Origin of the sequence: Streptomyces sp. NPDC087844, assembly GCF_044742785.1 — a bacterium.
Lineage (GTDB): Bacteria > Actinomycetota > Actinomycetes > Streptomycetales > Streptomycetaceae > Streptomyces.
Genome location: NZ_JBIUVD010000032.1, coordinates 71571 through 79814 on the forward strand (window position 1 = coordinate 71571; position 8244 = coordinate 79814).

At 69.6% G+C, this 8244-nt stretch carries 7 protein-coding genes and 2 pseudogenes; 3 read left to right on the plus strand and 6 right to left on the minus strand.

Features of this window, described 5'->3' with window-relative positions:
- Nucleotides 1–11: 11 nt before the first annotated feature.
- The gene (locus ACIOKD_RS39050; RefSeq protein WP_402093027.1) at nucleotides 12–1085 is read right to left on the minus strand and encodes a mechanosensitive ion channel family protein; all 1074 of its coding nucleotides are present in this window, start codon (nucleotides 1083–1085) and stop codon (nucleotides 12–14) included.
- 416 nt (nucleotides 1086–1501) lie between these two features.
- Nucleotides 1502–2464 (minus strand): YbhN family protein, encoded by a 963-nt coding sequence (locus ACIOKD_RS39055; RefSeq protein WP_402093028.1) that lies wholly within the window; start codon nucleotides 2462–2464, stop codon nucleotides 1502–1504.
- 189 nt (nucleotides 2465–2653) lie between these two features.
- Here ACIOKD_RS39055 and ACIOKD_RS39060 point away from each other — a divergent pair, with 189 nt between their 5' ends.
- Nucleotides 2654–4642, plus strand: coding sequence for an ABC transporter ATP-binding protein (locus ACIOKD_RS39060; RefSeq protein ID WP_402093029.1), 1989 nt, complete (start codon nucleotides 2654–2656; stop codon nucleotides 4640–4642).
- A complete protein-coding gene (locus ACIOKD_RS39065) occupies nucleotides 4639–5085 on the plus strand; it encodes a hypothetical protein (RefSeq protein ID WP_402093030.1) in 447 nt (148 codons plus the stop codon). Before ACIOKD_RS39060 ends, ACIOKD_RS39065 begins: the two co-directional genes overlap by 4 nt.
- Before the next feature lie 126 nt (nucleotides 5086–5211).
- On the opposite strand, the pseudogene ACIOKD_RS39070 reads toward ACIOKD_RS39065, so the two are convergent.
- The 3 genes and pseudogenes from ACIOKD_RS39070 to ACIOKD_RS39080 form a co-directional block, all read right to left on the minus strand.
- Nucleotides 5212–5817 (minus strand): annotated as a pseudogene (locus tag ACIOKD_RS39070) (DNA helicase UvrD); the annotation flags it as partial.
- A 436-nt stretch (nucleotides 5818–6253) separates the two neighbouring features.
- Nucleotides 6254–6706: a PIN domain-containing protein gene (locus ACIOKD_RS39075; RefSeq protein ID WP_402093031.1), complete on the minus strand. Its 453-nt coding sequence runs from the start codon at nucleotides 6704–6706 to the stop codon at nucleotides 6254–6256.
- Complete coding sequence (locus ACIOKD_RS39080) at nucleotides 6699–6986, minus strand: type II toxin-antitoxin system Phd/YefM family antitoxin (RefSeq protein ID WP_402093033.1); 288 nt, start codon at nucleotides 6984–6986, stop codon at nucleotides 6699–6701. Before ACIOKD_RS39080 ends, ACIOKD_RS39075 begins: the two co-directional genes overlap by 8 nt.
- A gap of 136 nt (nucleotides 6987–7122) precedes the next feature.
- Here ACIOKD_RS39080 and ACIOKD_RS39085 point away from each other — a divergent pair, with 136 nt between their 5' ends.
- Entirely contained in the window at nucleotides 7123–7479 is a 357-nt protein-coding gene (locus ACIOKD_RS39085; RefSeq protein WP_402093034.1) for an EVE domain-containing protein, read from the plus strand.
- 453 nt (nucleotides 7480–7932) lie between these two features.
- Here ACIOKD_RS39085 and ACIOKD_RS39090 read toward each other — a convergent pair.
- Nucleotides 7933–8244, minus strand: a pseudogene (locus ACIOKD_RS39090) (hypothetical protein); the annotation flags it as partial.

Below are 8244 nucleotides of genomic sequence, written 5' to 3' on the forward strand. Positions count from 1 at the left end.
CTCCCTTCGTTCTACGGGAGGGACAGGGAACCGTCGCGCTGCGGGGGGATCGCCACGCCGTTCTGCTGGAGGGCGACCGTGCGCGCGGGAGAGGGGATGCGGATGCCTTCGAGGCGGTACCGCTTGTGCAGCCGCTTGATGAACTCGTGCTTGATCCGGTACTGGTCGCTGAACTCACCGACGCCCAGGATCACCGTGAAGCTGATCCGCGAGTCCCCGAACGTGTGGAAGCGGATGGCGGGTTCGTGCTCGGGCATGGCGCCCTCGATCTCCGTCATGACCTCGACCACGACCTCGGAGGTGACGCGCTCCACGTGCTCCAGGTCGCTGTCGTAACCGACGCCGACCTGCACCATCAGGGTCATTTCCTGTTCCGGCCGGCTGTAGTTGGTCATGTTGGTGCTGGACAGCTGGGCGTTCGGGATGATGACCAGGTTGTTGGAGAGGTTGCGTACGACCGTGTTGCGCCAGTTGATGTCGACGACATACCCCTCCTCTCCGCTGGTGAGGCGGATGTAGTCGCCGGGCTGGATCGTCTTCGAGGCGAGGATGTGGATACCCGCGAAGAGGTTGGCGAGGGTGTCCTGGAGGGCCAGCGCGACCGCGAGACCACCGACGCCCAGGGCCGTGAGCAGCGGGGCTATCGATATGCCCAGGGTCTGCAGGACGACCAGGCAGCCGATGGCCAGGACGACGACCCGGGTGATGTTGACGAAGATCGAGGCCGATCCGGCGACACCGGACCGGGACTGGGTGACGGCCCGCACCAGGCCGGCGATCACGCGTGCCGCGGTGATGGTGGCGGCGAGCATGATCAGGACCGTCAGGATCTGGTTGACGGTGTGGTTGACCTTGCCGGTCAGCGGCAGCGCCGCCGCCGCGGCGGCCACTCCGGCCGTGATCGCCGCGACCGGCACCAGCGCGCGCAGCGCGTCGACGAGGACGTCGTCGCCGGTCCACCGGGTACGGGTCGCGTGCTTGCCCAGCCAGCGCAGGAGAAAGCGGAGCAGGACGGTCGCCACGAGCCCGGCGATCAGCCAGACGCCCGCCACGACCCAGTCGTGCACGGTCAGGTCTCGGTTCACCGACTGCCTCCCGTCGTACGGGGGAGAGGGCGTACGCCCGTTATGTGTGTCGTCACCTTGTTGCCACCTGCTGCTCGATTCCGGGATGTGCCGGCCCGTCGGTCATGACATGGCGTCGACCGGCGGGACTGGCTCATCTTGCTACATGCGCACGGATGCTTCACGGCGCAGCCGCACAGGTCAGGCCATCTCCCACGGACAACGCCGCCAACTCGGTACATCTGTGGGCTTGTTGACGCCCCATCCGGCCGGTACGGGAGCCGAGTCCGCCTTGCGGTCCGCCCCGGCGGGCCGACGGCTGGGCCTGGCCGGGCCAGGTGCCAAGTTGGCCTGGATGCATCGCCACACGCGCCTCAGGAGTCATTGAACGATCCGTGGCGCCCGGCTCCCGCCGGGGCCGGACCCCAGTTGCCCGTTCAGATCATCTTCAGTCGCACCAGCGCGCCCAGCGTGAGTGCCCCCGGGAGCAGGGGGAGCCACACCGTGATGATGCGGTAGGCGAGCACCACCGCCGTCGCCGTCGCGGCGGGCCCGCCCGCCGCGACCAGCGCCACGATCAGCGCCGCCTCCACCGAGCCGATCCCGCCCGGCGTCGGTACCAGCGCGACGGCGACCGTGGCCGCCAAGTAGGCGACCGCGATGTGCAGCGCGGGCACCGGCAGCCCCAGTGCCTGGCCGACCGCGGCCAGCCCCGCCGCCTGGCAGACGGGGAACGAGAACGAGCCGCCCCACAGAGCCAGCGCGCGAACGGGCCGGGTGTGCACCGACCGGGCCTCGTCCAGCGCGGTGCGCAGGAAGGAGAACACGATGGTTCGCACCCGCCGTACGAGCAGCAGAACCGTCACCGCGACGAGCACCGCCCCGCCGACGGTGAGCAGCAACGGGCCCATCGCGCCGTCCGGGAGCAGCCCGCCGACCCTCAGCGCGTCCGGGAAGGCGATCAGCAGGGCCAGCAGCAGAGCGACTCGGGCGACGGACTCGGCCAGCAGATAGAGCGCGAGCGCGGACGCCGAACGGGCCGGCGGAACCCCGCACACCGTCATGAACCGCAGATTGACGGCACTCGCGCCCAGCCCCGTCGGCAGGAGGTGGTTGGCCGCGCCCGCCGCGAACTGCGTCGCCAGCAGTCGCCGCTTGGGCAGCCGCTGGACCAGGGCGCCCTGCCGGGTGACGGCGGCCGCCACCCACGTCAGACAGGTCGCGGCGGCCGCGGCCAGCAGCCAGGGCCACTTCGCCGAGGCGAGATGGCCGAAGCCCTCCGCGAGCACGGACCGGTGCTGGACCCCGACCACGACCACGAGGGCGAGCGGGAGCAGGCAGAGGATCTGCCGGACCGGAAGGCGTCTGGGGAGGCTCTGGGGGAGCCGTTCGACCGTCACATCGCGCAAGGCTTTCCGCGCCGCACCAACGTGGGGTTGCGGACACGGGGCCAAGGGCTGACACGCTGCGCACGGCCTCGCGCCGCCCGGTTCGGCCGGAGCCGCCCCGGCGGAGAGGGGTTTCGGTTCGGTGAGTGTCATCGGCATTCCCTTGACCTCAAGGTTGCTTGAGGTTCTACGGTCGTTCCCATGAGTATGGAGACGACAGCCTGGACGCAGTTGTACAGCGTCATGAACGCCCAGCGGGAGCGCCGCCCCTTCGCCCGCGCCACCCTCCGACGCATCGCCGGATTCGCCCGCCCGCACCGGCGCCGGATCGCCCAGTTCGTGGTGCTCAGCGTGGCGACGGCGCTGCTCGCCGTGGCGACGCCGGTCCTCGCCGGACGTGTGGTGGACGCGATCGTGGCCGACGGGGACGAGGCGACGGTCGTACGACTCGCCCTGCTCATCGCGGTGATCGCGCTCGCCGAGGCGGCGCTCGGCCTGGTGAGCCGCTGGTTCTCCGCGACGCTGGGCGAGGGACTCATCGTCGATCTGCGGACAGCCGTGTTCGATCATGTGCAGCGCATGCCGGTCGCGTTCTTCACACGCACTCGTACGGGCGCGCTCGTCAGTCGACTCAACAACGACGTGATCGGCGCCCAGCGCGCCTTCAGCAACACGCTGTCCGGAGTGGTGAGCAATGTCGTGACCCTGCTCCTCACACTCGCCGTGATGCTCACCCTGTCCTGGCAGATCACCCTGCTGGCGCTCGTGCTGCTCCCGGTGTTCGTGGTGCCCGCCCGCCGGGTGGGCAGGCGCATGGCGAAACTCCAGCGCGAGGCCGCCGACCTCAACGCCGCCATGGGCACACGGATGACCGAACGCTTCTCCGCGCCCGGCGCCACCCTGATCAAACTCTTCGGCCGGCCCGCCGAGGAGTCCGCGGAGTTCGCGGCCCGCGCCCGCCGCGTCCGGGACATCGGGGTACGCACGGCCATGGCGCAGACCGTGTTCATCACCGCCCTCACCCTCGTCTCCGCCCTGGCCCTCGCGCTGGTCTACGGCCTCGGCGGCTGGTACGCCCTGCGCGGCAGCCTGGAGCCGGGCGCCGTCGTCTCGCTGGCCCTGCTGCTGACCCGCCTGTACGCGCCGCTCACCTCGCTCGCCGGGGCGCGCGTCGAGGTCATGAGCGCGCTCGTCAGCTTCGAGCGCGTCTTCGAGGTGCTCGACCTGAAGCCGCTGATCGAGGAGAAGCCGGACGCCCGCGCGGTGCCCGAGGGAGCGGCCTCCGTCGAGTTCACCGACGTCCGTTTCGCGTACCCGTCCGCCGACAAGGTCTCCCTCGCCTCCCTGGAGGAGGTCGCCGCGCTCGACACCCGGGGTGGCGCCGAGGTCCTGCACGGCATCTCCTTCCGCGCCGAACCCGGCCAGACCGTCGCCCTCGTCGGCTCGTCCGGCGCGGGCAAGTCCACCGTCGCCGCACTGCTGCCCCGGCTGTACGACGCCGACGGGGGCTCCGTACGCATCGGCGGCGTGGACGTGCGCGACCTGAGCGCCGAGTCGATCCGGGCGACCCTCGGCATGGTCACCCAGGACGGCCACCTCTTCCACGAATCGGTCCGCGCCAACCTCCTCCTCGCCCGGCCCGGTGCCGCCGAGGACGACCTGTGGGACGTACTGCGCCGGGCCCGCCTCGAAGACCTCGTACGTTCCCTGCCCGACGGCCTCGACACGGTGGTCGGCGAGCGCGGCTACCGGCTCTCCGGCGGCGAACGCCAGCGCATGACCATCGCCCGGCTGCTCCTCGCCCGCCAGCGCGTGGTCGTCCTCGACGAGGCCACCGCCCACCTGGACAACACCTCGGAGGCCGCTGTCCAGGCGGCCCTCGCCGAAGCGCTGGAGGGACGCACCGCCGTCGTCATCGCCCACCGGCTGTCGACGGTACGGGCCGCCGACCTGATCCTCGTGGTCGAGGCGGGCCACATCGTCGAACGCGGCACGCACGACGAGCTGTTGGCCGCGGGCGGCCGGTACGCGCAGCTGTACCGGACGCAGTTCGCCAAGCCGGGCGGCCACGGGGGCCGGGCCCTCGTGAAGGGGCTGGCCGAGAACATGAACGCGGAAAATGGGAACGCCGACGACGCGCATGCCTGGAACGGGAACGCCGACCCCAACAGACGGCGGAAGTATCGTTGATCGATCTGCTCGACGACGCCGTGGACCTCACACCTGGCCGTCATGTCGAGGATTCCCCTCGCGACTACGAGGCTGAGCACCAGACCTTGCGATGGGAACTGACCGGACAGGTGCGGCTGTTGGTGGAGCTGCTGCTGGTGCTGCTGGTGCTGGCCGCGGGTGACAGCCCCGGTTCTCCGGACGGACCCACCGTCGGCGTCGCCGATCTCGCGCGTGCGGGGCTGGTCGAGTACGGCGATCCGGAACCTGTCTCGATCAGTGACCAGCTCGACATCGACCACCTTCAGGGCCTCCTGCGCAGCGCGGCCAACGCCCGGCGCTCCACCAGCACCAGCGGTACCTTCCGTCCCGACGGCAAGGGCGCCCGCATCCCGGGGACGGACATCACTGAGCAACGGCGGTACGGGGCAGCCTTCCGCGCGCTGCAGGAGTTCGAGGAGTGAGCGCGGAGGGTGGCGGAGCTGAGCCGGGACGCGGCGACCCTGGCAAGGGACGGGCTGGGCAACGGCGCGCTCACTCCGGAGAACCGACGGCCGGCGCCATGTCGCCCGCCCCGTACGCAGACTCGGTCGCGGCACGAACGAACTGGCCGACCCGCTCCACGTAACAGCCAACGCCTCGCGCGCCCGCGTGCACGCCACGAACAGCAGACACCTCTACCGCAGCAGATCCGAGTCGTGCCGCAGCGTGTCCACGGGGGCCGGTGTCAGCTCGCGGATGAACGACACCGCGCTCGCCGTCACACCCAGGACGCCGACGCAGCGGCACTTGAAGCCCCTTCACGGCATGCATGGTGGCGAGCCGCACCCCGTTCGCGCCGGATCCCGAGTTGTCCCTGACCTGGACGACCGGGATCCCGGCTGCGGTCAGCTTGTCGTACGCCTCGACCGCCACCACACTGAGCAACCTGATCGACCAGCCGGGGATCTGTTCCGTGGAGCGGTAGTTGACGCGCAGACGGTGGGTGCGGCCGGTCACCGAGACACCCAGGGAGCCGAGCGGCACCTTCGAGTCGTAGATGCGCCGGCGCGAATCGCCCGTGATGAACAGGTCGTCGCTGCCGGGTGCCACCGCGGCGCGCAGGACAAGGCACTGAGCGGGGTACAGGTCCTGCGCCTCGTCAGCCACGAAGTGGTCGCGCGTGGCGCCGACCCGGCCAGGAGGTCGGCCGCACGCGGATCTGCACCCTCCCTACGTCAAGGAGGGGCGACGACTGCTCAGCCAGCCTGCGGAGGCACATGCTCGACGGGGCTGACCGCGCGGACCATCTGCACCGTCCGGCAGGCTAGGACGCGCGCCTGCAAGGGTTCCTGGATGCTCGGCTTCATCCGTGAGGGGGACCGCACGGACCGGCACCGCCCAGCAGGCCGCGAGAGCAGCCGCCGAACAGGGAACCGAAGCGGAGGGCGAGGCACTGGTCGGCCGCAGCGTCGCTCTGGTGCTCACAGACCGGACGACGGTGGTCGAGGCGCGCCTCGCCGCCCAGTACCCGAAGCTGAACAGGAGGGCCATAGCGCACAACTCGCCCACGAGTCACGTGTTGAGTGGCGACCAGGAAGGTTGTGGGCCGGAAAAGCCGTGGCCCACACCGCCTCGTCGCTCGATCGGCTGTCAGAGGTCGTCGGGGAGCAGCCGGAAGGAGGGCTGTCCGGTCAGTGGTCGCATCATGCGGAAGTGGCTGTCCGTCGTGAAGATGTCGGCTGTCTGGAAGGCTGCCGCCAGGGCAACGTTCATCGCGTCCGCCAGACCCACTCCCGCACCGCCGTCCGCGTCGACGTACCCGCGCATCACCGCCATGGCACTGCGCAGGTGCGGTGCGGTGTCGGGAATCCCGAACCGGCGGACCTCTGCCTGCCCGGTGATGAAATCCAGAGCGTTCATGGCGGCCTGGGCGCCGACTCGTGAGGTCAGCAGGTAGTCCAGTTCGGTGAGCACCATGGGTGAGACCACGAGGTGCCCCGTTCGTGCGAGAGCTTCCCGGTGAGCGGAGTGGCGGGGATCCTTCGGTGTGAACAGTCGGTACAGGGCGTTCGTGTCGGCGATGGCGACCGGGATGTCAGTCATCGGTCCCTCCACCCGCGTCTTCGCCCATGCCCCGTAGTGTCGCCCCGATCTCCTCGTCGTCGAGCACGGGACCGCCCAGGTCCGGGATGTCCAGGTCGCCCATGGGGTCGGTGCGGAACGGGTACGCGGGTCGGCCCGTCAGTGCACCGCGGGGCACGATGTCTCCTATCGGGACGCCGTCCTTGGTGATGGTCACCGTCTCCCCGGCCGCCACGCGGGCCAGGACACGCGATGTCTGCTGGTTGAGCTCCCTCAGCGGGACCTCCGCGCTGTCACTCATCCGTCCACTGTACTACTTGTTCTACATGGCTGTGGTCGCTGCTTCGCGGCGCTGCCGCCCTTGCTGCCGCCCAGGTGGGGAGTGCGTATTTCTGTGTACGCTCGACTGTGCTGTCCTCAGAAAGCCGAACTGCGGAGTGAAGCGCGATCCCTCGGACAAGGAGACAGTCCGTCGCCTCGCCCGCGCGGACCCCGAACTCGACCTGTGGCTCAGCCTGCGCAACCGCATGAACCCGGGTGACCGTCTGTGGTTCTTCTTCAGCCAACCGGAGGCGGCGGTCGCAGCGGTCGCCGAAATCGCTGGGGAACCTTACGACGACCCTGATGACCCCACCTTCTCCTACCGGGTCGAGGTGACCCTGTTGCCGGAGGCAACCGAGGCTCTTCACCGTAACCCGGTGAGCCGGGAGGATCTGGGACTCGGCCAGGTGAGGTCAGTGCAGAAGGTGAAGCCAGAGGTGCTGCCGGTTCTCCTGGCGCGCGCCCGGCTGTGATGCGATCGCCGGCGCACACCGGTGGAGAGATCACGTGCCGCGTGGCGTGAGTGGCAACCTGTCCGACGCGCCACGCACTTCACTCCACAGCGCAAGAAGAAGACACGCTGCCTTGCCTCACGCAAAGGGTCACCAACAGGGGCTCCTCAGCGGCAGCACACAACTGGCCTGCTTCACCGTTGAGGGCATCATCCGAGCGATGGTGCGCGGAAGACACAAGGAAATCTGCCATCCGCCAGGGGGCGTTCTGCATGCCTACTGCCGGTGGGCGGCTCTGCAGGGCCTTGAATTGGTTGGCCCGCTGTCCCGGCTGGTGACTCACGGCCTCACCGGACGGTTACAGCCGCCCCGGTTCTCGTGGCGCGTGGGAGACCGTGAGGTGGGCCGTCGGGCGAGGTGGCAGCGGAGCTGCTCCTTTTCCCAACGGCCCCCTCCCGAACCCGTCGTGCGGCGTTAACCGCAACGGGCTCTCCAGTGATGTTCGTGAACTGCGGTTTCGTGGCCGTCGTGGATGTCCTCGTGGCAGGGCGGACAGACCATGAGGGTCTTGCGCCGTTTCTTTGCCATGAGGACGGCCCAGTCAGGCTGCGTCTGCCCGAGCCGGTCCAGGTCGGCGAGTCTGCGGATCTGGTGGATCTGGATCTTCGCGGCCTGTCCGCACAGTTCGCACGATCCGGCCAGCATCCGTCTGGTCAACTCGCGTCGTGGTGCGAGGCGTTGGACAGGGTCGCGGTCGGTCAGGACTGCGGCCTTATGCCGTTTGAG

Bases quoted from the DNA above. Each gene is read 5' to 3' on its own strand.
- ACIOKD_RS39060 (WP_402093029.1), top strand. From the start codon at position 2,654: ATGAGTATGGAGACGACAGCCTGGACGCAGTTGTACAGCGTCATGAAC.
- ACIOKD_RS39075 (WP_402093031.1), bottom strand. From the start codon at position 6,706: ATGACTGACATCCCGGTCGCCATCGCCGACACGAACGCCCTGTACCGA.
- ACIOKD_RS39080 (WP_402093033.1), bottom strand. From the start codon at position 6,986: ATGAGTGACAGCGCGGAGGTCCCGCTGAGGGAGCTCAACCAGCAGACA.